Genomic DNA, 23,633 nt, shown 5'->3' with positions numbered 1-23,633 from the left:
GTTTTCATCAAATTTGGATGCAAAAAAAGCACGTATCAAACGTGCTTTTTAGAGGTCACTGCTGAAATTAGCTTTTGAACAACCGTAATTTTAACTTTGACTACCCTAGTTTTACGAGAATGACCTCTCGTCGATAATGCAAAACGATCAAAGCTAAAATAACAGTGAAAACAATTAACTAGCGGCTGGTAATCTATGGTTTGTTTCTAACAGGTGACTTGCTGACGCGTGGCGTGCTTTGTCACTATTACCTGCCATGATTGCTTCATAAATCTGGCGGTGTTCGTTAATACAAGTACTTCCCTCTTCAGAAGAGTGAGAAATAAAGTTAACAAACATGGTCGTCAAAATATTACCGAACGGTAGGTAGAAGTCGTTACCTGTTGCATTGAAGATCAGGCTATGGAATTTCATATCAATATCTAGCCAACGCTCTTGATCAAGCGTTTCTTCGCTAGAGATTTCTACCATTTGTTGGAAAATACCAGACAGCTCAATGCGTTGTTCTGCACTCGCGAACTGAGCAGCTAAAGCACACGCTTCTGGTTCAATCGCGCGGCGTAAACCCAAAAACTGATGACAGAATTGGTCTGTATCGGCCAAACCGTCCATCCATTCGATCAATTGTGGATCTAAGAAGTTCCAGAACGCGCGGTTAACAACGCGAGTACCAATCTTAGGACGAGATTCTAATAGACCTTTTGAAGTCAGAAGCTTAACCGCTTCTCTTAATGCTGTTCTACTGATACCAAATTGCTCACACAGAGCCATTTCACCAGGGATAATAGAACCTTGAGGCAAATTGCCCGACAAAATACCACGAGCGATTTCACGTGCAACTTGCACATGAAGGCTTCGCTTAGAGCCTGAAATAGAATTGAAAGAGCCAGCCATGTGTCTACTTACTTATTAGATATGTATTATTTAACCCGGACTATAGCACTGATTTATATCTTCACCAACACAGCATCAGAATAACGTGAGGTCACTACCAATAAAGGCTGGAGCAATATTTCACAAACCTGCTCATCTTTAGGTTTATAAAACCAATTCAACCCATTAATTCATACAAATAGTTCTCATTTACAATTTCAATGTATGCGTGAACTCACAAAACCACCCTTACTCTCACTATTTATGTCGGTAATAACCCGTTTTTAGATGAACACCCTTGAATATAGCAAGTGTTATTGTATGATTTATTGGTGTAAATAATCTACAATATAGGCGGCTCTGATGTTTAACGATTTAAAAGGCAAACGCATTCTAATTACTGGCTCTACTACCGGTATGGGTTTAGCTACCGCACGTGTCTTTGCAAAATACGGCGCAAAAATCGGCATCAATAGTCGTGCTTTCAGCCCAAAAGTCGATGACGTTCTATCTGAACTTACCGCATTGGGTGGCGATGTTGCTTTTTTCCCTGCAAACCTAATGGACACATTAGAGTGCGAAAGGTTAGTCAAAGAGTTTACTGATCATTTTGGTGGCATGGACGTGTTGATTAACAACGCCGGTGGCCTTGGTGGTCGCGCCAATCTAGAAAATATCGATGATGAGTTTTATGAGCGCGTAATGAACCTTAATGTTCGCTCTGCGCTGATGACAACTAAGTTCTCTATCCCGCACTTACGCGCCTCTGCTGCTGAGTCCGGGCAAACATCTTGTGTGATTAGCACAGGATCTATTGCCGCTCGCGAAGGCGGCGGTGTTGGTGCAGGCATCTATGCCGCATCTAAAGCTTGGTTACACGACATTCACCGTAATTGGGTGAAAGAGTTCGCGCAAGACAATATCCGTTTCAACATTGTTTCACCGGGCACTATCGACACCGCATTTCACGATGGTAAAAGCGACAATTTGAAAGCGACCATTGCTAACAACATTCCAATGGGACGCTTTGGCAATATTGATGAAGTTGCTCCTTCATTTGCTTTCTTTGCATCGCACGCTTGCAGCGGTTACATCACAGGTCAAATCCTAGATGTTAATGGCGGACAAATAACGCCCTAGTTAGCTGATTTATATAAGCTCGCTCAGCGATTTAAGTTCGCCACACTATATAAGGTCAACAGACCCGAGTAGATGAGGGAAAACCTCACACTAAATTCGACGTATACACTGACACTAAACGCCAGATTCGTCTGGCTTTTAGTGTTTTCAAAGTTTCAATTTCAGGTGGTTTAAATGTCAATATTTACATTGGTGGAAGATTCAAGCCGCCGAATTCATGTTCAAGTGGCGAGACAAATTGCTCGCAAGATCTTGTCAGGCGAGTTAGAAGAAAATCAAAAGTTACCCAGCGAAATGGAGCTGTGCGATATCTTTGGAGTGAGCAGAACTGCCCTTCGAGAATCAACCAAGCTACTTTCGGCAAAAGGTTTAATCGAGTCGAAGCCAAAAGTGGGCACTCGTATCAAGCCGAGAACACAGTGGCACTTCTTGGACCCGCAATTGCTGTACTGGATCCAAGATTTAGAAGATACCAAACCCTTCTTGTCTCAATTTTTAGGCTTAAGAAAAGCGATTGACCCGGAAGCGTGTGCACTCGCTGCAACTAATGCAACCGTTGAGCAACGCAAAGAGCTTTCGATTCTTTTCCAGAAGATGACTATCGCGGCAAATAACTTCGATTATGAAGAGTGGACGACCAACGATCACCTGTTTCACCAAACGATTTTCTTATCGACAGGTAATCAGTTTTACATTCCATTCGCCAATATTCTGTCGACTATCTTCAAGCAGTTTATCGACCACTCCGCTGAAGGCGGTCGCTTCTGTTTAGAAGAACACAAAGCGATTTACGACTCGATAATGTCAGGCGATGCCAAGCAAGCTCGAATTGCTTCTCAAGTCCTGCTAGACGATGAGAACCAAAAACTCTCTAGGGTTGAATTAGCCATCGCATAACTGAGATTAACCAAACTGACTTGTGTTTCAAAGACACAAGTCAGTCTTGTTTTAGCACCCATTTTTTAACCATCAAATACCGTAGTGTTTTCTTTAAACGCTCTACTCCGTCACCTCAGAGAAAGCTTACGGTTATACACATAAGGTGTTGTTTGTGTCTTCACAATCGTACGTAAGGAAAAATTTCTCTCTCGCCTGGCCCCTCGCCTTAAACGGTATCTTAATGCAGTCGATGTTGATGATCGACACACTGCTTGTATCTCCTCTTGGTGAAATCCCTTTAGCTGCAATGGGGATTGCGACGACTATCGTTGCCTTTGTACTGGGAATTCAAATGGCGTTGGCAAACGGTACTCAGTTAGTATTAAGCCGCGCAGTGGGCTCTGGCATCGCCGCGTCATTATCTAAAGCATTTTGGGCAGGGTTATTTATCAACCTTGGCGTAGCAACACTGTTTTGGCTTCTACTTACTTTTTTCGAACAACCCTTGATTCAAGCATTAACAGACGACGCTTCCCTTCACTTAGAAATCAGCCGCTATCTAGATATCTCGAAATACATCGTCATTTTCACAGCACTGACGCAAGTGATCATTGCTTTATTTAATGCACTAGGCAGAACTAAAGTCCCATTCAAAGGTTACTTAATTGAACTGCCTATCAATGCTGTACTCTCGTATGTGCTGATTCATGGCTTCTCGAATTTTGAAGGCATTGGTGTACAAGGCGCTGCATTAGGCAGCATCATTGCAATAACGATCCGCTTGTTGTATCTGGTTTTGTGCGTGTATTTAAGCTCAGCGATTTCACTCAAATTAGATGCTCAGCGATCTGAATTCTTTACTAACGTTCGCCGTCACTTTATCGAAATATTCCCCGTAGCAGCGAACGTGACCATGCTTTTGATTGGCGCAACGATATATCAATTGTTGTATTCGCAACTTAACATCAACGCTTACGTAGCGATTACTTTGGTGATGCCTTGGATCAGGGCTGTCTCTCAATTTATTACCGCTTGGGCTCACTCTTCCGCGATTACTATCAGCCAAGCGATTGGCTCCAAAAAGATGGATGACCTAGTCAAAAACGTCGATACCAGTATCGATATTGCAGTCGTCATTTCTTTCGTTTGTGCACTCTTGTTCGCAGGATTAAGTCTGGTCATTGGTGACATTTACCCGAACTTGGATGAGTCTACCTATCAAGCATTGGCCGTTATCGCCCCACTCTACATTTTCTTGCCAATTGTTCGTGGCTACAACACGGTTCATGGGAATGTACTAAGAGCACTAGGAAAAACGACCGCAGTCTTCAAAATCAACTTTACTGGTCAATGGGTAATTTCAATTCCATTGTGTGCATTGATCATCTTTGGTTTCGATGGCTCTATCTTTTGGGCCTTTGCTATCCAACCATTCGAAGAAGTCGTTAAAGCTTTCCCATTCCGTCACTTAGCTCGAAAGTCTCTAAAGGAGTTTGATGCCGACAAAGCTAAAGAGTTGATGTATGACTAAACTCGATATCGAGTTGCCGTCCTAAAATCTTTCTACGCTTTCTGATTACAACCTTGTCTTTTGACAAGGTTGTAATGTTTCAGCTGTACCGTTCATTGGTAAGCTTCATTGTACTCTCGCTGATACCCGGCTCATCTTAAATCTCATAGAAAACAAAAAGACCACTCAACATTCGGTTAAGTGGTCTTCGAAAACATTCCTTAAGGACTGTGTCTAGCTAGACTACTAGCTATATACTATTTGCCGTTCAACTTAAGTGCCGAGAAAGTCACACTGTTGTAGTCGCCATTCTTTTTATCGACAGCGAAATCGCCAGTACCGCCACAACCTGGCCCCCATACAGGGTGAGAATCGCTCACACTACATTGGCCGTATGCGCCCGCTTTGTAATAGAAATCATCTTCAGCATAACCCGTTGGTGAATCAAGCTCATCAATACCCTTGCTCAGATCGATTTCATACTTAACCGTATCGTGACGTTCTGTTTCAAACGTTAGGTACATCATGGTGCCTTTCACTTCCACTTTGTAGCTAAACTCTTCACCAAGAGCAATGCCTGCTTCACCCGGTTCCGCTGCGTTTTCCCAAGTGTTACCCCAAACAGGGTAAGCGATGTCGGCACGGTTAGGATCTTTTTTCTCTAGGTTACGCTCATAGTTCCAAAATACTGAACCCATTTCTTGGTCAGGAAACTTCTTATAGAAGATCTTTAGTGGTTCATTACCATGCCCGTAACCAGTTCCAGCTTTGATTAGCTCATTATGTTTTTTAGCGTGAATCTGACCAACAACAACAGAATGAGCTGGGTATTTTTCTGGGAACTTAGCGTTAACTGAGACGTGATTAACTTTTAATGTCGCTTCTAATGTTCCGCCAACAGCACTGTATTCACTAGCCGCTGGGTGACTCGACAATGCCCATTGATTACCTTTGTCAGCAGTATCGATAGAGAAGTCAGCACCACGTGGCATCTGGCGTAACTCAGAACGCGCGTTTTTCGAGTTTTTCGTCGTAATCGCTTGGTTCTGCACTTCAAATACAAGGTTGCCGTCTTTATCAAGATGGAAGAAATCACTATGTGAGTAGCTCATCATAGCGACCCCTTCGATTTCATCAACGCGACCATCTTCATTAATATCTGAAGGTATGGTTATTTTCCAATTATGCATATCGAATTTATCGGCAGGTACGGGGTAAGAAACACCGTTATTTGCGAAAGTAACCATTGGCACAGTCGCTAATAACGCCACTGCTAATATGTTTTTCTTAAACATGACTCATCCTTTATTGTTAACAGATACTGAGTACACTCTCAGCACAGAAACTACTTTTGAACACGAATTAGTACTAAATATTTTCTCTTCGACTTAAATAAACCAACCAATAAATAGAATTTACATTTCGCCATCTTTTAACGTTTACTAAACATTTGACGGTGGTTTATATCTATATCCCTCAACATGCCCCGTTATGTTTAAACCACAACAACTAGAACATCGATATGAAAGCGTGGGAATATTCTTATATTTGTATTATTTTAACACATACAACCAACTGAGCTTACAAGGTTTGTTAATATGAGAACTGAGTCATGATTGATTTGATTGGTAAGCCTTAAATTGAGATATTCATAACATTTAGCTATATAAATAGGCCATTAGTCGGAACTTTTGATAGATCTCACAGAAATCTACCCTAGGAATAAATACCATATTTGTCATACATTAATTTAATACCATGTAAGGTATTGGTTTGTGAGTCAGGGGTACATTGGATGTATCCAAAATAAAAAAATAATAGTGAGACAAAGGTATGAATTCTGTTACAAAAATTGCTGCAGCTGTTGCATGTACTCTTTTAGCGGGCACAGCTGCTGGTGCATCTCTTGATTATCGTTACGAGTATCGTGCTGCGACGGATTATACAAAGACTAATGGTGATACGGCTCACGTAGACGCTCGCCATCAACACCGAGTTAAGCTAGGTGAAAGCTTTAAGCTGTCAGACAAGTGGAAGCACTCTACTGGTCTAGAACTTAAGTTCCACGGTGATGACTCTTACTATGATGAAGATTCAGGTTCTGTTAAATCAGCAAACAGCCAGAGTTTTTACGATGGCAATTGGTACATCTATGGTATGGAGATCGATAACACTGCGACATACAAAATAGACAATAATTGGTATCTACAAATGGGTATGCCTATTGCTTGGGATTGGGATGAGCCTAATGCTAACGATGGCGACTGGAAGATGAAAAAGGTTACGTTTAAACCTCAGTTTCGCGTTGGCTATAAAGCAGACATGGGTTTAACAACTGCTATTCGTTACCGTCATGAATATGCTGACTTCCGTAACCACACACAATTTGGTGACAAAGATTCTGAAACTGGCGAACGTTTAGAATCAGCTCAAAAGTCTAAAGTTACACTGACGGGTTCTTACAAAATTGAATCTCTACCTAAGCTTGGCCTTTCTTACGAAGCAAACTATGTAAAATCTTTGGATAACGTACTTCTTTATAATAGTGATGACTGGGAATGGGATGCTGGCTTAAAAGTAAACTACAAGTTCGGTTCTTGGAAACCTTTTGCTGAAATCTGGTCTTCTGATATCAGTTCATCTTCAAAAGATCGTGAAGCTAAATACCGTGTTGGTATTGCTTACTCATTCTAATAATAAAATAGTCAGAATATAAAATAGCCCTCTCCTCTTGTAATTTATTTGGGCATATTTTAATTACTTTATTTTAAATAATAGGATGTTCTAATCAGAATTAGCTTCATCCTAATAAATATTTAACGACTATTTATTATCTATTTCTTATGTGATTTACATATGGATTTAATATCATAAAGAGAATATTTTATGCAGATTTCTAAAGTCGCCACAGCTGTCGCTCTTTCAACAGGTTTATTATTCGGTTGTAACAGTGATGGTTTACCTATTCCGACCGATGGTTCTACTGATCCAGGTAGCCAACCTTCAGCATTAACTACGGGTTACTGGCAAATCAGTGATGGTAACTCCGCTTCAATATCCGCGTCATCAAACGCAGATCTTCCAAATGTGTATGTTTTCCAAGAAGACGGTAATCATAAGTACTATGACGACGACGACGACTTAGGTACATACACCATTAAAGATGCAAGTGCTTCTACCAATAATTATGATGAAGAAGCTGGCACTGTTTCTTTTACTTATTATGAAACAGGATCATCGACTCTTGAAATATTAGATGGTGTTTTTTCATTTGATGACTCAGGTGTACTGAGTATTTCTGATGAATCTACCGGTATCAATTACTCAGGTTCTGATCAAGCCTCTACCGACAGCGTACAAGATGCGATCAGTCAGGCCAATGAAGCGAGTGGTATCAACGGATATGTTCAGATTTTAGATACAAACAATGGCGGTGTAAAAGATGATGTCGGTGAGTTGCGTTTAAAGCTGTCCGACAGCAGCACTGGTGCAACCGTAGACAGTATTGAATCAGGAAAAGTGACCGTTGATTTGATCTATCAAGTCGATGAAGACACGGTACAACCAGAAAACGGCTCAGGTAACAACGCTTATATTAGCCTCTACGCTTCAGGTACATCTAATACGAACCTACACGGCGAGGTTATTTTTAACGCTGGAGAAATTTTCTACCGTTCTACAGTTACCGATAGTAGTGGTAAGCCTCAAATTGCTGAGGAACCTGTAGGCACTTACACGTTAGGCGAGGATCTCGCGGTTGAAGTCAGTTGGGCCAGCGGCTACTACACATTCAAGGTCAATGACACCGTATACGACAATAGCGGCAACGGCTTTGAAGCTTTCGACAAAACTGCCGTGACTATCGTATCATTAAAGCTTGGTGATACTTCCAATACAACACATTACGAATTGAACGCTGATAACTTTAAAGTTTATTCAAATGACACGACTACTGACGAGTTAGTATTTGAAGATAACTTTAATAACTATCCGAATGGGCAACTTTTGTCAGGCAATCCGTATAACAACAATACTGCGGAAGCGACTGTTGTTGTTGACGGAGGTAGTACCGAGCCAGAGCCAGAACCTGACCCGGATCCTGAGCCAAATCCAGGCGAAGTCACTGATGATTTTGAAAGTTATACTGTTAGTAATACTATTAGCGATGAATCAAGCCAATGGACTACTGCAAATATAAAAGATGACGAGAAAGGTACCACTTCGGCTATCGTTAGTTTAAACCCAACTGATGCTAACTCGCAGTCTTTATATCTAGAAGATTTAAATACAGGTTCCAAACCATTTGCTATTAGAGAGTTTACTGCAGGTGCAGAATCTGGTTCTATAACTGTTGACGCATATATATTTGATGCAAACACAAAATCAACCTATATCTCAATTGGTAATGGAAAAGATAACGCGAACCGTTTTTTTGAGATCCGTGAGTCCAACGGAAAGATCTATTATGAGAACGGTTCATCTGATTTTTCATTAGGAAGTTATGCCAACGATACATGGCATACCATAATGGTTAAATGGGAAGGCGCTACTGGTGTTGATGGCAACGACGCATTAGTAAACGTTTACATTAATGGCCTACTTATCGCAGAAGATATAGCTCAATCTAGTACAGGTTTAGACAATACGGTAATACCATCGCAATTGAATCTATATACTGGGGATAACAGCGGAAACGCTAATAAGGCTTATTTCGATAATGTTACTTCTAGTTTATTCAACCCAAATTAAGCTAACATTATGAAATAAAATTTAAAAGACCGGCTTGCCGGTCTTTTTTTTCTTCAATAAAAATATACCACTATCTAGAGGCAGCAAGCCCAAGGCGTCAACTGATGTATATTCTACACACTCTCAGTTGACCACACACAAAGCTGAATAATCATTAACAGTCAGTTAAAGCGTAGTAGCATTTGATAACCCAAATCCCCATTCACTTATAATCAAGAGTTAAAGTCACTGAGAGTCTATTTGTCATTTGGTTCCTCAAAGTCCACAAAGCTAAGAATAGTAGATATTTTCTTAGTGATGAACATCGCTAAGGTAGTAACTTTTGATGCCAACACTATTCATAAATTAAGAAACATTTATGTAGCCTCTGTAACGAAAGTAACTGGAGACAACAATAACTCCTAATACATTATTGCGTCTTACATTTGGTTAAGATTTGCAAACCAGATATTAGAAACACAAATAAACTCACCCATCTGTCCTTTCCTTATATCTTTCGTCCCGTTAACTGATTGAGAGATCCAAATAACAAGCACAAAAAAGCCTCCAAACCCTGAAGCTGGAGGCTATTGCGATAGCTTTAATATTAAGTGTTATTCGACCAGATTACTTTTTGTATTGATCGTGCGATACGTCTAGTTGGTAGAAAGTCGCTTGTGAGTAATCGTCTAGGTCGCCGCTGATGTTTTGGTTGTAAACACCTGCTTTGAAGTACATGTACTTGCCGCCTACGTCGTAACCGCTGTTGCTCATATCAACCACTTGTACAACGTCGTCTTTGCCTTCACGCATTAGCGTTACAGTCATCGTGTTGCCTTTAACGTCAATACGGTAGCTGAACACTTCGCCAAGTGCGATACCATCGTCACCCACTTCAGCAGTCATGTCGCCCACTAGAGGGTAGAAGTCCTCTTTAGTTGCATCTTGGCTTTCGTGTGCGAAGTAAACCGCACCCGTTGCTTGGTTTGGCAGTTTACGGTAGTACAAACGAATTGGTTCATCGTTTTGATCGTGAATCTGACCAATGATAAAGCGGCCTACTTCGTTCGCATTACCTGTCGTTGTTGCGTGATCGATTTTCAACGTTGCTTCTAAAACGCCATCAATACCAGCAGCTGCTTCTAAGTCAGATTCAGGTGCGCTTGAGAATACCCAGTTGTTCTTGTTAACACCTTTAGTGCTAATAGATTGGTCACCACGACGCATCATTTCACGAAGCTCTGTACGTGCGTACTTAGTGTTTTTAGAGGTACGAACACCTTTCACGTAAGACTTGAAGACTAGACCGCCATCGTCAGCTGTGTAAAAGATCTCTGGGTGTTGGTAACCGTTAGCAAGGTTCCATTCAGAAACGTCATCAGGCTTACCATTTTTGTCATGGTCGAACGGTTGAGATAAGTACCAATGCGTCATGTCAAAGTTTTCGCTTGGCGCGTTACCTGCAACTGGTGTCGCTGGCAGGCCTGTCGGAACTGGTAATGCACTGCGCGTGTCACATTCAACTGAGGTCTCACAAGGGTAAACCGCTGCTACACCAAAGTTACCAGAACGAAGATCTTTGCGCGCATCTTTACGTGCTTTTTCCACTGCTTTCATTTCAGCGATCATTGCCGCTTCTGCAGCTACTACATCTGAAGTAATGATATGGCTAGCGGGACAAGCATTAATGCTACAGTTAACCGCAGCTAATCCCGTTACACTGTTCCAACCGTTTTTGGTGTTACCGTGACCAACGTATCTTACGTAGCGCGCTTGCACTGCTGGCTCGAATTGGAAACGCTCTAGTCCAATCGCTTTACCTGAGCTCAGTTGGTTTTCAAGCACGGTTGTCCAGTTTTCGCCATCGACACTCACTTGAATATCAAATTTAGATTGGCGCTCGTTACCTTTGCTGAAAGATGCTTGAACGGCATCAAATTCTTGCACTGAACCATAGTCTAGCGTTGCCCACTCACCGTCACCCGCAGATGACCAACGTGTTGTTAGGTCTTGGTCAACGAGACGATCAGGGCCGTTGCCATCATGGCTACTAGCGGTAACAGCAACTGGCGTTAGAAGCGCTTCACCAGTTTCTTTATTATTTGGAAAATCAGCAGTAGGCGTGCTCGTGCTCGCACAACCAACCGCAAGTAGAATAGAAGAAGCGAGTAAGGTTTTTAGAGTGATTTGTTTCATATTTAATCCATTATTATATTACAAAGGCAGCGTTTGTAAGTGAAAACAAAATTGGCAAACACGAGCTATAAGGCAATTCCTCTCTCAGTATTTGCGACAACATAAAAATATTACGTAATCTTATAATACAAATAAAACACTTCGTTGAATAAATGAGACTGGGAACACTTTCCGCTTTTTCCATACTTTAACTGGATCACACTTCCTATTGATAAAAGACAATATATAAAAATTTAGAATGCGAAATGGGCTATCAAGGGCGAAAAAACCGAGCGGTAATGGTGAGAATTTGCATCACTCGAGCAGAGCATTTGTCGTTCAGAACACATCATTCAAAAGTGTCGCAGCAGTTAAAAAAAAGACCACATTGTTAGGAATCAATATGGTCTTTAAAGCAGTCATTGTTGTTACTCAAACGTTAGCTAATTCAATAATGTTCAGCTCTAAGAGAACTAAAGCTCACATCAAACACTTCACCCGCATAGTCGCTATCAGGCTTAAACTGTGGATAGATGCCCGCTTTGAAATAGAAAGCGATGTCTGTCGATGTCCAATCTGATGTTAACGAAACCGTGTCCCCATCTTTATCTGTGTAATCTTGTCCCCAAGGGATTAAATGAGAAACGGTGTTGGTTCCATCTAAATCATGAGTCGCCAAGTAGATACCGTTTTGATTGGCACGAATCGTATATCGCCACTCTTCGCTTGCCGAATAAGTACCTAACTCGACACTGAACGGGTCACAATGATTACAGTCTTGGTTGTTGCGCTCAAAATCAGAGTTCAGTATCACTCTTACTGGCTTACTCTCGCCTTCCCATAACAGTTTCACCAATGCTTGATTGATCTTCCAACCATGGATTTGTCCAAGTACCACTTTTGGATCTTGATTGTTGATGTTCGGGTAATCTTCAACTCGCAAGGTGGCGGTGAGCTGATGGTTAGTTTTATTGGTTCGTGTGTCGTTCAAATACCAACTTGTATCTTCATCGCCGGTGCTGCAGTCCGGTTGAGTACTGCTTTGATACAATTCCCTTAACTCAGAACGAATATAGTTAGAGTTTTGTGTACTAGTGCCATAACCCATATCAGCTCTAAAGTGCATTCTTCCTTCATCGGTATTGAAATAAGATAGACCAATATCGCTGTCGTAGACATCACTGTCATTGGCAAGAAGGTCTTTGCTCGATTCGCATCGCTCAGGTTCTAGTTCAGCAGCACTGTCACCGCCACTTCCATACCAAGTGTCTTTGCTCGCAGGAATAGTCAACTTCCAATCGCTAATATCCCAATCGTTTGAGCCGTTGGCCTGTGTGGTGGTGTATCGCAGTGCCTGAAAGTGAGCCGTGGCTTCACCATTTTCAAATTGATTATAGATACCCGCTTTAAAGTAACTCAGTAGGTGCTGCCAGTAGGTAATGTCTTCGTCGACTTTAACTTCATCGTTCACTTTGATCGAAAGGGTGTTTTCATAAACAGAAAGATCAAACTTGGTGAAGCTATCGAGATCCGCCTCTCCCAAATCGTAGCGATTATATGAAGTGGCATAACAATCTGAAGAGTCAGCGGCACTGCTACAGTCAATGGCATTATTTTTCATGACTGCCCAGTAGTGACCTGTGAGGCCATCTCGTTCTTGCTCCCAAACCACACGCAATAGCGGATGAGGGATATAACCCGTACCACTCTCGTCTGTGCCTTTGTTGTGGATCTGTAGTACGGTCACTTCATCATGATCAGCGGGAGAACTCGCCATGGCATGCTCAATATCAGGTAGGCTTATTTCCGCATGTAGACTGCGTCTTACGCCAGCTTCATTGATATCGAAGTTTTCTCCCTCACGAACTTCAGATCGCATCTTGTAGTTTGCCATTTTGAAGATAAGATTTTCCGTCTCTTCATCAGCATAAAAATAATCACTGACATAACCATCGAAGTTACCATCTTTGACTTCAGAGGTTTTATTGCCCTCTTCTCCATTAGGATCAGAGACCTGAAGATCTGAGCTGGAAAGAATGTTTTGATATTTGGCAATATCATAGGGAGCAACAACACCATAAGACGTTCCAGGGTTATTGCTATCAGAAGGGTCACTACTGTCACTTGAGTCACTGGAGCTGCTTCCACCGCAGCCGTACGTAAACGAAGCGAGTACTACGACGAAGATTGGCTTATTCACATTTATCTCACTTATCCATAAGAGTAGAGTGATAATGTATATTTGTACTATTTTATGTCAATTATCTATTTATCAGAATGTGAGATGCGGCAAATGAAGAGGAATGAACGGATATTACGTAGAGTTAGACTCAAGGACAACGCAGAAAGGCCACTCTAAACTCGCAAGTTATTGAGTGGCTCTCAGATCAACAACTAAACTTAGTGTGTTGATTTTTATATAAATATTAGAAAAATTAAACCTTAAAGCTGCCCATCAACTCACTAACGCTGCCATTAAGTGTTTTGATTTCTGCTGATTCAGTCAACTGATCTTGGCTTAGCTTATTAAGCTCCTCAACAAAGCTTTCAATCTTATGCATGTTCTTAGCGATGCTTTGAATTAAAGCGTTTTGCTCAACAGACGAACCCGAAATGTCATTGTTAAAACGACTCACCGTTTCCATCTGTTCCGTTAGCTTCGCTAACATATTTACCGCTTGAACCACTTGAGCGCGCGTCATTTCACAGTTGCTTTTGGTCAACTCAATCGATTTAACCAAACCATCTGATTTAGACTGCAAGCCAGACAGCGCTTCATCAATTTCAGAAGTACTGATTTGAGTTCGGTTGGCTAACGCACGGACTTCATCAGCAACCACCGCGAAACCTCGACCATGCTCACCCGCTCTCGCCGCTTCAATTGACGCATTCAATGCCAACAAATTAGTTTGTTCCGCAATGCCGCCAATCACAGACACGATAGACTGGATGCTCTGCGTTTCATTGGCCATTGAGCGAATATCATCAGAGGTGGTGCAGACTTGCTTCTCAAGATCACTGATATAGGTTTCCGTCACTGTGTTAATTTGTTTCGTCTCATCACTGAATACAGCCGCCTCTCTTGCTGCTTCTGCCGCCGACTGAGAACTCTTCTCGACTTCGTTTGATGCTTCAGACAAGCCGTTAATTGCAGAGACCACTTGAACCGTTTCATCAGTGTGAACTTTCAGTACATCGCTGGTTTCTTTACAACCTTCACGAATACTCAGTACCTTAGTATCGAGATCCGAGTTCTTAAATTTGACTTCCTTAACCATCTCTTGAAGGCCAATGATGAACAAGTTGATGTCTTTGGCGATATGTCCTAAGTCATCATTCCCCTTCTCAGCAAGCCTTTGAGTCAGGTCTCCGTTACCTTGAGATAGATCGTGGACGATTTTGCGCAGTGACACGATTGGGCGGTAGAAACGATTCAGAAGTAAAATCATCAATATCACCGAGCCAAGTACACAAGCCACGATAAGGATGCGCGCACTCGACATCACGCCATTCAAATGATTGAGCGCTAGTTCAGGGTCAATACTGGAGATCATGAACCACTCTTTCTGGCTGCCAATATCCACTTTCTTGGCCATCAAGATTCTCTGGTTACCATCAATCACCCCCTCAATGAATTGATCAGGCTGTTCAATGGCACTGTTGAGTTTCATTTGAGTATCTGCAGAAGATATATTGGTTTGCGGAAGTACGTTTTCGATTGTTGAAGCGACCACCATCCCCTTCTCGTCGATGATAATGCCTTTGGCTTCGTAGATGCTGTCCAGCTGTTCAAGCTGAGTTTCCAAATCGTCAAAACGTATGTCGGCCATGATGACACGATCTTGGTATGAGTACGTCACACCAATCATAGGCACTTGAGTACTCTTAGTGAAAAACAGATCACTAAAAGATAAGCCTGATTTCAATTTGGCTTGTTGATACCAAGGTCGAGTGGTTGGATTGTACTTTTCTTTTATTCCAACACCGTTAGGGAAAGACTCTGAAGGGCGAGAGGTATAAGAACGGCCGTCGTCAAAACCCACTACAATCTTGTCAATGCCACCGAGCTTTGCAGCATAATGCATGAGTGCTTCATTCGGCACTTGGTATGGGGACTTCATGAACTCTTGTGCAACAGAGTTAACGGTATCAATGGTGCGTTGAACGGTATTTTCTATTTGATTGATTTCTATCGTAAGCGAGTGATCAATCTCGTTATAAATCGTTTGGTTTACCTGTTCAGTGGCCAAGTTAAGCGTAAACCAGTTCGTAAATGCCAAAGCACTAGAGCTGACGATCGCTACCATTAAAATCAATTTTCCTTTAAACCCTAGAGACAATTTTGAATTCATAAAACTCATCATCCACATCAACCTATGTCTATTATTTTTATCCGAATGAAATGGTTATTTTTTGCATTTTCGAAGATACGGGAAGCGAAACCTGTTCATGCCGATCCATCGTCACAACCATCAATTTAATTAATATTGTATGTTTAATTAACCAACCATTCTGTGAGCGATCTTGATATATTAAAACTGGCTAAAATCGCCCTGTGACATAGGTATCATTTATGAGTTTGGATTTTGTTCGAAGTTAAACATTGACGCATAACGCATTTAAATAGATCGATTTTTAGATAATTAGCTCATCATTTCTTCGATAACACCTTTTCGGAAACTCTTCTTCTTCACCTCGTCCAGTCGAGTAAAAAAATGAGTCTTAACTCACACTTCCACCAACTAATCATTCACTAAAGGCATTCAATCTTAAAATTTATTTGTAATACAATAAGCCTTAAGTTATGATGTATTTGAATCATAACTTAAGTTCTTTCTGGATACTTTTGTTCAATTCAAAGTGATAATTGAAGCAGCCGTTTTAAGGTCATTGAACGCGTTTAACGTAGAAACTGTCGGGGGATCTCGTTATTCGTTTTTTCACTTGCTATTGATCATTTGTTTTTCCAGACGGCTCGTCCGAACATGCCCATACAGTCACCAGCTGTGTGGGCTTTTTTTTACTTTCTTTTCAGGCCCGCTACACGAGCGGTGTTAAGTCATCACCAACAATCCTGTAAGTGCGCTGGTTTTACGTTGGATTTGAGCTGCGAGGAAAAGTAAGTGAACGAGTGGGTGCTAGAAGGCTTTAAATTTACAAATAGATATAGAAAAAATAGGAATTGGGGCAGTTAAATAGCGTTTTGATTAGGTGTAGCTAAGGAAGTAGAAGTAGAAGTAGAAGATTTTAACGAGGGAACAAAGGGTTGGGTATGGCTGATAAAAACGAACCTCGCAGAGGTATCGCCGCCTAAAAGGACAGGCAATACCCTAGCGAGGTCGTACGTCGATTACTTCTCTAGTTTAGCGAAGTAGTCGAAGATTACTGGTACGTCGTTGTTACCCATGCCTGCATCAACAGCAGCTTGTAGGCTTGTTGCAGTACCTTGAGCGATTAGAGACTCAGTACCTAGCTCTTCACAAAGAGCAAGGAAGTAACCAAGGTCTTTGTTTGCGTTAGCAACAGAGAAACCTAGCTTCTCTTCGCCGTCTACTGCGTAGAACTTACAGAATTGCATGAACGGAGAGTTAGATGGACCTGCAGACATGATGTCAAACAGTTGTTGGCCATCAACACCAGCGCGTTGAGCAACAGCGAAAGCTTGAGACATAGTCGCAACAGTCGTCATACCCATGAAGTTGTTTACAAGCTTAGTCACGTGACCAGAACCTAGAGCGCCTAGGTGGAATACGTTTTCGCCTTGCTCTTCAAGAACAGGTTTAACTTTGTTGAAAGTTTCCATGTCGCCAGCAGCCATGATGTTCAGAAGACCATCTTTAGCGTGTGCAGGAGTACGACCTAGAGGTGCGTCGATCATGCCCGCGCCTTTTTCAGCAAGAGCTGCGCCGATTTGCTTAGTAGAAGCAGGGATAGAAGTACCGAAGTCTACTAGTACTGCGCCTTCTTTGATGCCCGCTAGAACGCCATCTTCGCCGTAAACGATTTTTTCAACAACAGCAGAAGTTGTAAGACAAAACTGAACGATGTCACTTGCAGCAGCTAGTTCTTTAGCAGAAGTGAATGCAGTTGCGTTGCCGCGATCTGTAACGCGAGCAACAGCTTCAGCGCTTAGATCCATTACGTTTACGTGGTAGCCGCGCTTTTGCAGGTTTTCAACCATGTTGCCGCCCATAAGACCTAGGCCAATGAAACCGATTACAGGTTTAGTCATGTTCAAACTCCAAATATAGTATTGTATGATTATATGTTCATTATAATAACTACGTCTTTCTCGTTACGCAATAGTTTTAGAGCATTGATTTAATGGTTAGACGTAAGTTGTGACGGGGGTTCACTTTACGAGAAAATATGGGTCACGCTTTGTACTTACAGGAACTATTTGCCAGTTTAAAAACCGTCTATTGATGAAATAACATACGTTAAATGTCATACGATTAGTAAGCACAAGCTACGCCATTACCTATGTATAGTTCACGACTCCCCTACTCAGCCTGTGATTAGACCGTTCACGCAGAAGTAAGTCATATCAGTTTTTACGAAAAAGGGGTTGGTGCCCTATTCTTTTAACAAAGCGAGACATGCGGGTCTCGTATACGACTCCTGCACATTTCATTGAGCATAGTGGCTAAGTACATACCCAGCCTTTGTGTTTATCAGCTTCCAGGTTTAACCCTCGAGCGACTGACTTGGCATCGAGAAGCGATTGGTCTCTTGGCCATTTAGTTTTCTTTCAACTTGATGGGGTTCCCGACGTTGCCAGCTAATACAACTTAACTGACTTATCCAATTTAACTGGCTAGCCAAACAAAAAAACTCCGAGCTTTCACTCGGAGTTTTTAATATCTAGCTTCTGTTACTTCAGCGAATTACAGTTCGATTGAAACCGTTTCACCGTCAACATTGAGCATTAGCGTGTTGCCTTCAAGCTTGTGAGACACTTCAACTTGCTCGCCTTCGTTCTTATTAGGAACAAGAAGCGTCAGGATGTTGTGCTCTTTCGATGGCTTGAATTCCACTTCAACGTGACGGTGGATTTCAAGATCTTTGAACTCGTATGGGTCAACTTCGCCAAAACCTTCAACATTCTTAACTGAAGTGATGTTGTCAGCTGATTCGTTGATGAAGTTTACGTCTAGGTGTGCAACTTCGCCACGGATAGTGAAAGACTTGTCTGCCACTTCGTTTGCGAAAGTTGTGTGCATTAGCCAAGTCATGTCTTTCTCTTCAGAAAGCGTTGCCTTGTCTTGCATTACGAAGACTTTACCTTGAACAAACCAGACCTTACGCTTGTAAGATTCAATTTCAGGAACGAAGTACTTGTAAGACGCTGTCGCATCACCTTCAACCATCTTCACATCAGATTCAGTGTCGAAATCAGAGATGTTGCCGCCCGCTTCGATACAGAAGCGATCTTGGTGGTTTTCGTAGCCTGTGTTCTTGTTCTCGCCGTACTGACCTTTACCGCCAAATAGTGGAAGGTTCTTAGAGAACGTTTGACGACGCCATTTCGTGTGCATATCAACACCGAAACCACCGTAGTAGCCAGTGATTGACGCTAACGTTTCACCGAATGCATGCAAGGTGAATGCGTTTTGGTCACCGTGAGAGTGGCTGATTGAGCCAAACGGAGAACATTTGAATACCATGTGAATATGGTTATCACGCTCAGTCATCTTGTTGTGGAATGCAGCCCAACCCGTGATTGGGAATACTTTCAACAGTGGATCATTCGATGGTGCTTTCTCTTCAGGTGCATCCCAAAGGAAGTTAAAGCGAAGATCATCGTAACCGAAGTCCCACCAACCGAAGTTGTAGAATTTGGTGTGTGCTTCAGTATCACGGCCTTTCAGTTGGTTGTAGTACCAAACATACTCAGGCTTCTGGTTAACACCTGCGTAATGCTTGATGTTGTAAGCCAGTTTTAGACCTGGGAAATCACCGATTGAAGACTGGTCACAGAAGCTCGCGCGCTTAGAGTGAACAGGCATGCAGTAAAGCGGGAAATCACCTGTGTTTTCGTAGAATGTTTTGTTAAACATGTCTACGCCACAGTATGCTTTCAATAGGTCGAATGCTTCGCCTAGGAATGCAGTTTGAGTGTTCCAGTAGTCAGGACCTTCAGCCCAACCGCCGTCTACACCGCCCCATGGTGGGTAATGTACTGCGTAGTATTCTAGAGCGTATGCAATGTACTCGCCTGCTTTCGGGTGATCGTGGTAAAGCGCGATACACGTTGGGATGATAGCAGAAGAGATAGAACGAACACCGTGGCTGTTCAGTGGGTTGTTCAATAGATCAACCGTCACTTTCAGGTGGTGCATGATTTCGTCTAGACGCTCAATCAAAGCATCTTGAACTTGCTGACGTTCTTCATCTGTGAAGTAGCCGTGTAGCCAGTCGTAACCCCAAGCCATAGCCGCGATAACACGGAAAGCCGCTTCATCGTTATAGCCACGAGAAGTCACGCCTTCTGGATCGTACGTAGACAGTTTTAGAGTCCAAGCTTTTGCTTTAGCAATTAGCGCTTCGTCTTCTTTCACAACACCAGCAATTGCTAGGTTACGTGTCGCGTTCAATGCCATTTGGCAATCAACGTACATTTGACGCCAGTAAGGACGCCATAGAGAAGCTTTGCCTACCGTCTCAGCTGGGTACGCTTGAGGCTCTTCGAAAGGAGCAGTCTCAAGGAACTTAACTGTCGAGTTATTGTAGAAATCATCAAACATGCAGTGAGCTTCATCAGCTTTCACTTTCGCTTTGAATTCTTCTAACTGATCTGCTTGAACAAGAAGACGTGGACGTGCTTCGCTCAAGTTGTCTAGGAATGATAGGTCGAAGTCACGTTTCTGTACTTCGATAGGGAGTAGGTCTACAAGATTACCTGCTGAAGTATCATTCTCCAGCTTCATCTTCCTGATTGCATCAAGAGATTTTTGGTCGCTCATTCTAACTCACTTATTTTTCAAGTTGATTGAAAGGAATTAGCAATAATATACGTCTTATTGTAGGACAATTGAATCTATTTCGGTTCGATTGAACCATTTTGTACAGTTTTCGTGATTTAGGTCAGATATCTTCCACCTGACAGTTTTTCCGTTTCGCAGAGCAAAAAAAATGCGACGCCCTTTCGAGTCGTCGCATTCTATTACAATCGTTTTCTATGTATTAGCTTTCGGTTACTGCTTTCGCTTGCTTGCCGCCGTCATCGACCGCTTTAACCAGAAGCACACCAACACCACCAACAATCACACCACAAAGGATGAAGACTAGGCGCCCCCACATTGGGTTAGTAAGTAGAGCCATTAGCATGATACCGACACCCGCTACCGCAATCAGTTTACCAAGCATTTCACGCTGTTTGTTATCCAGTACTTTCTGTTCTGCTGACTCCGCAACTAATGGAGTAGACAGGTTGCCGAAGAACTTATCAACGTCTGCTTGACGCTTCTCAGTTAATGGCTTGTAGAACAGAGTTGATAGGATGAAGAAACCACCAGTCAGCGTAATGTGAGCAATCAGACCGATAGCAACCTTAACATCAGACCATTCACGGCTTGTTAGCTCTTCTAGACCGAAGATTGAAGACACCATTTCAGCGTTAACAACGAAACCTACGTAGTAAGAAACAAAACCACCAACCACTAGCGTACCCCAACCAGCCCAGTCCGGAGTCTTCTTAATAAAGAAGCCAAGGAATGCAGGAATTGTCATTGGGAAGCCGATAAGTGCGCCTACATACATCATGGTATCGAACAGGCTCAAACCTTTAAGCGAGTTGATGAACTGTGCAATAAGGATGATAGCAATACCAAACACGGCAGAAGTAATCTTAGAAACCGTTACTAGCTCTTTTTCGCTAGCCGCACCTTTACGAACGATTGGTTCATAGAAGTTCTTAACAAAGATACCCGAGTTACGGTTTAGACCAGAATCCATTGAAGACATTGTCGCTGCAAACATCGCCGCAACTAGAAGGCCAACCATACCTGCTGGCATGTACTCTTGTACGAAGTATAGGTAGGCAAAGTCACCCGCTTTCTTACCTGCATCTGGGTAAGCTGCTGCTAGGTCGACACCTTGACCTGCAATGTACCAAGAAGGCATGAACCAGATAAATACACCACAAAGCATTAGCACACACGCTAGTAGCGCCGCTTTCTTCGCGTTCTTTGAGTCTTTAGCCGCTAGGTAACGGTAAGAGTTAAGCATGTTGTTAGTAATAGAGAACTGCTTCACGAAGATGAAGAATGCCCAAATGCTGAAGATGCTTAAGTAGTTAATGTTATTACCAGAAAGGAAAGAACCGCCTTCCGCTACTGGGAAGTTATTCACGATTTCACCAACACCGCCACCTTGAACAACAGCAACAACAGCACATGTCACGGTTACTGCCATGATGATAACCATCTGCATAAAGTCAGATGCGATTACCGCCCATGAGCCACCTGTTACAGACATTGCCAATACAACCAAACCGGTAATCCAGATAGTTGCTGTCATGTCGAAACCGAAGATACCAGAAGCGATGATTGCTAGTGCGTTTAACCATACACCGGCAGAAACAACACTGTTTGGCATTGAAGACCAAGTGAATACTTGTTCGTTAGTCGCACCGAAACGCATACGAATTGCTTCGATTACCGTTACTACACGTAGTTGACGGAACTTTGGAGCAAAATATGCGAAGTTCATGAAGTAACCAAATGCGTTGGCTACGAAGATGACCGCTACTGCAAAACCATCATTATACGCTTTACCTGCCGCACCGGTGAATGTCCATGCACTAAACTGGGTCATAAAGGCGGTTGCACCAACCATCCACCACAACATGTTACCGCCCCCGCGGAAGTAGTCACTGGTGGTACTTGTAAATGTTCTAAACATCCAACCTATCGCAATCAAGAATAGGAAATAAATGCCGACAATAATCGTGTTGAGTTCCATCGTGTATCCTTTGTCCGTTGTATTTTGTTACGAGGACTATAGGAAATCTCAAACTTTATTTGTAGTACAATAATCCAAATAAGTGATGGCGATCTTATTTTGATTGATTAAGTTAATTATATATATGACATAGGATGGAATATGGCCAATCCATTAAGGAAATTATTGGTGTTTGAGGTGGAAACTCAAAAAACCAAGACCAAAGAACATCACACCCATTAAAATCAAAGACTTACAAAAAAGTGAGACTTTGCACACTTATTAACAAATACAACCAAACACATATAAATATAAAATTCTCAAAAATAATAAAAGCCAAATCAGATCTGAACCACCCTCATTTATCACACAATAAACCAGTGTTTTTTGACAGATTGATAAGTTGTTCTAGTTAGAATTCAATTCAAATTTGTGTAGTGCTCTTATCTTTAGATCTAAATACAAATGGATGAAAAACCGCCTAAATCGAATGATTCTTTTGACCATTTCCGATGAGTTAAGAGAGGAGATTTAAGATGCTGTTTCTGTTAGTGATAAAGAGAACGTGCAAAGATTAGGGGTAGTGAGCAACCCGAATAGCTTAAGAAATATGGGAAAATGATTGAACCAAAACAGTGCAACACACTTCCTAAAAACAAACCGATTAGCTCGCTAGCATATTCGTATGTATCCCATTGTTTTATAGGGTGCTCTGTTATCACGCCAAAATAACTGGATCTGAGTGCATGTATATCCAGCTCAATAAAAGACCAGAATCACACTATTTCCGACATAACATGGTCAAAACAAGACCGACGTCTTGTTAGAAGACTTTCACTTGTGATCGTTCCCCGCTTCCAAGCTTTCGTTAATTGAAGAATTATTGTCATACAATATTCTATATATCTAACCAGACATAAGGACATGTGGCATGCGCTCAATGAAAGATATCACTCAAGACGCTATCGATATCGTTAAACCCTCTATCGACAAACTGTTTGAAAGAACCAATAGAAAAGAACTGCATATTGTCGTTATGAATCCACACCTCAAGCCTTGGGAAGCCTCTTTTGAAGACGCCATTCTTTATGAAGAGTCTTTAGGAACCCCTGTTAACTGGACTATCAAGTTTGATCACCTTGCTCGTAAGAAAGCTCAGCAAGCATGGCGAGAATCAACAAGCAATCTAACACTTCATTCCCAACACCCATCTTCATTACGTGACGAAGACTTACTGTTTTATGGTTCGTTTGTTTACGGAAACGTGGTTGTTGCCTGCAGTGGCGTACAACAATGGTATGACATGCTGATCAGTGGCTGGATAGCTGTAGCTATTGAACAGCTAGCAATGCACGAATACCAAACAGAAAAAGCAGAAAAAGCA

14 protein-coding genes are annotated in these 23,633 nt (G+C 42.1%); 6 read left to right on the top strand and 8 right to left on the bottom strand.

What is annotated here, in order from left to right; genetic code table 11:
* Nucleotides 1-174: 174 nt before the first annotated feature.
* Nucleotides 175-894 (bottom strand): FadR/GntR family transcriptional regulator, encoded by a 720-nt coding sequence (locus AB4484_RS14465; protein ID WP_048607044.1) that lies wholly within the window; start codon nt 892-894, stop codon nt 175-177.
* A gap of 342 nt (nt 895-1,236) precedes the next feature.
* On the opposite strand from AB4484_RS14465, the gene AB4484_RS14460 reads away from it, so the two are divergent.
* The 3 genes from AB4484_RS14460 (at nt 1,237) to AB4484_RS14450 (ending at nt 4,423) form a co-directional block, all read left to right on the top strand.
* Nucleotides 1,237-2,013: an SDR family NAD(P)-dependent oxidoreductase gene (locus AB4484_RS14460; protein ID WP_372078832.1), complete on the top strand. Its 777-nt coding sequence runs from the start codon at nt 1,237-1,239 to the stop codon at nt 2,011-2,013.
* 174 nt (nt 2,014-2,187) lie between these two features.
* Nucleotides 2,188-2,910 carry a FadR/GntR family transcriptional regulator gene (locus AB4484_RS14455; RefSeq protein WP_048607048.1) on the top strand — a complete coding sequence of 241 codons (723 nt, stop codon included), beginning with the start codon at nt 2,188-2,190 and terminating at the stop codon, nt 2,908-2,910.
* 145 nt (nt 2,911-3,055) lie between these two features.
* Nucleotides 3,056-4,423: an MATE family efflux transporter gene (locus tag AB4484_RS14450; RefSeq protein ID WP_372078829.1), complete on the top strand. Its 1,368-nt coding sequence runs from the start codon at nt 3,056-3,058 to the stop codon at nt 4,421-4,423.
* A 236-nt stretch (nt 4,424-4,659) separates the two neighbouring features.
* On the opposite strand, the gene AB4484_RS14445 is transcribed toward AB4484_RS14450, so the two are convergent.
* Nucleotides 4,660-5,697, bottom strand: a complete 1,038-nt coding sequence (locus AB4484_RS14445; protein ID WP_372078828.1) for a polysaccharide lyase family 7 protein — start codon at nt 5,695-5,697, stop codon at nt 4,660-4,662.
* A gap of 538 nt (nt 5,698-6,235) precedes the next feature.
* Here AB4484_RS14445 and AB4484_RS14440 point away from each other — a divergent pair.
* Nucleotides 6,236-7,096: an oligogalacturonate-specific porin KdgM family protein gene (locus tag AB4484_RS14440; protein WP_004733526.1), complete on the top strand. Its 861-nt coding sequence runs from the start codon at nt 6,236-6,238 to the stop codon at nt 7,094-7,096.
* A 192-nt stretch (nt 7,097-7,288) separates the two neighbouring features.
* Nucleotides 7,289-9,151 (top strand): hypothetical protein, encoded by a 1,863-nt coding sequence (locus AB4484_RS14435; RefSeq protein WP_348983454.1) that lies wholly within the window; start codon nt 7,289-7,291, stop codon nt 9,149-9,151.
* A gap of 606 nt (nt 9,152-9,757) precedes the next feature.
* Here AB4484_RS14435 and AB4484_RS14430 read toward each other — a convergent pair.
* From AB4484_RS14430 to AB4484_RS14405, 6 genes are all read right to left on the bottom strand, one after another.
* Complete coding sequence (locus tag AB4484_RS14430; protein ID WP_372078826.1) at nt 9,758-11,326, bottom strand: polysaccharide lyase family 7 protein; 1,569 nt, start codon at nt 11,324-11,326, stop codon at nt 9,758-9,760.
* Between the two features lie 427 nt (nt 11,327-11,753).
* Entirely contained in the window at nt 11,754-13,505 is a 1,752-nt protein-coding gene (locus AB4484_RS14425; protein ID WP_372078824.1) for a polysaccharide lyase family 7 protein, read from the bottom strand.
* 235 nt (nt 13,506-13,740) lie between these two features.
* Nucleotides 13,741-15,612: a methyl-accepting chemotaxis protein gene (locus tag AB4484_RS14420; protein WP_372078822.1), complete on the bottom strand. Its 1,872-nt coding sequence runs from the start codon at nt 15,610-15,612 to the stop codon at nt 13,741-13,743.
* 1,043 nt (nt 15,613-16,655) lie between these two features.
* Entirely contained in the window at nt 16,656-17,537 is an 882-nt protein-coding gene (locus AB4484_RS14415; RefSeq protein ID WP_048607064.1) for an NAD(P)-dependent oxidoreductase, read from the bottom strand.
* Nucleotides 17,538-18,192: 655 nt separating this feature from the next.
* The gene (locus AB4484_RS14410) at nt 18,193-20,271 is read right to left on the bottom strand and encodes a DUF4962 domain-containing protein (RefSeq protein ID WP_052878556.1); all 2,079 of its coding nucleotides are present in this window, start codon (nt 20,269-20,271) and stop codon (nt 18,193-18,195) included.
* 220 nt (nt 20,272-20,491) lie between these two features.
* Nucleotides 20,492-22,270 carry a sodium:solute symporter family transporter gene (locus AB4484_RS14405; protein WP_048613949.1) on the bottom strand — a complete coding sequence of 593 codons (1,779 nt, stop codon included), beginning with the start codon at nt 22,268-22,270 and terminating at the stop codon, nt 20,492-20,494.
* 910 nt (nt 22,271-23,180) lie between these two features.
* On the opposite strand from AB4484_RS14405, the gene AB4484_RS14400 reads away from it, so the two are divergent.
* Nucleotides 23,181-23,633, top strand: a 453-nt coding sequence (locus tag AB4484_RS14400; RefSeq protein ID WP_372078820.1) for a hypothetical protein, incomplete at its 3' end; no start/stop codon positions are given.

It is taken from the genome of Vibrio sp. 10N.261.46.A3, assembly GCF_041472995.1.
Taxonomy (GTDB): domain Bacteria; phylum Pseudomonadota; class Gammaproteobacteria; order Enterobacterales; family Vibrionaceae; genus Vibrio; species Vibrio coralliirubri.
The sequence above is the reverse complement of the archived record's forward strand: the minus strand, read 5'-3'. Positions and strand labels throughout refer to the sequence as shown.